Source organism: Psychrobacter sp. 1Y4, assembly GCF_051847555.1.
The window spans coordinates 1-635 of the sequence record NZ_JBPYDE010000729.1 but is presented as its reverse complement, the minus strand read 5'-3'; the positions used below and the strand labels follow the sequence as shown (position 1 = coordinate 635).

Genomic DNA, 635 nt, shown 5'->3' with positions numbered 1-635 from the left:
CGCCATACAATGTCGAGTAACCAACTGCTAATTCTGACTTATTACCTGTCGTGATAACCAAATGACCAAACTTGTTGGACAGTGCCATCAAGACAACACCGCGAGCACGGGCTTGGATGTTTTCTTCAGTCGTATCAGCTGGTGACTTATTAAACAGTGGCGCTAGCGTATGACGAATACCTTCGACCGCATCGAAAATAGGACACACGGTATAAGAGACATTTAGGCGACGTGCTTGTGCTTGTGCATCTTCTAGACTGATCTGAGAGGTATACTCGTACGGCATCATGACGGCATAGACCTTGTCAGCGCCCAACGCATCAACCGCGATACAGAGTGTCAGTGCTGAGTCAATACCACCTGACAATCCGACGATAATGCCAGAGAATCCTGAGTGATTGACATAGTCGCGTAGACCGACGACCAATGCCTGATACATCTCTGACTCACGGCTTAGGGTCAACGGCGCTTTGGCTTGGTTATTGAACTTAGCCGTTTTGACATCTAAAGTGGCCAATAATAACTGGTTCATAAAGCGCGGTGCTTCATGGGCCACGCTGCCATCGGCTTGTACGGCCATAGAGCCGCCATCAAACACAAGATCGTCCTGACCGCCAACTGCATTGACATAGACG

Annotated in this window: 1 protein-coding gene; it reads right to left on the bottom strand. The window is 49.0% G+C overall.

What is annotated here, in order from left to right; genetic code table 11:
- A partial coding sequence (gene nadE, locus ACS8FC_RS18570; protein ID WP_439297876.1) for an NAD(+) synthase occupies positions 1-635 on the bottom strand: 635 nt, incomplete at both ends.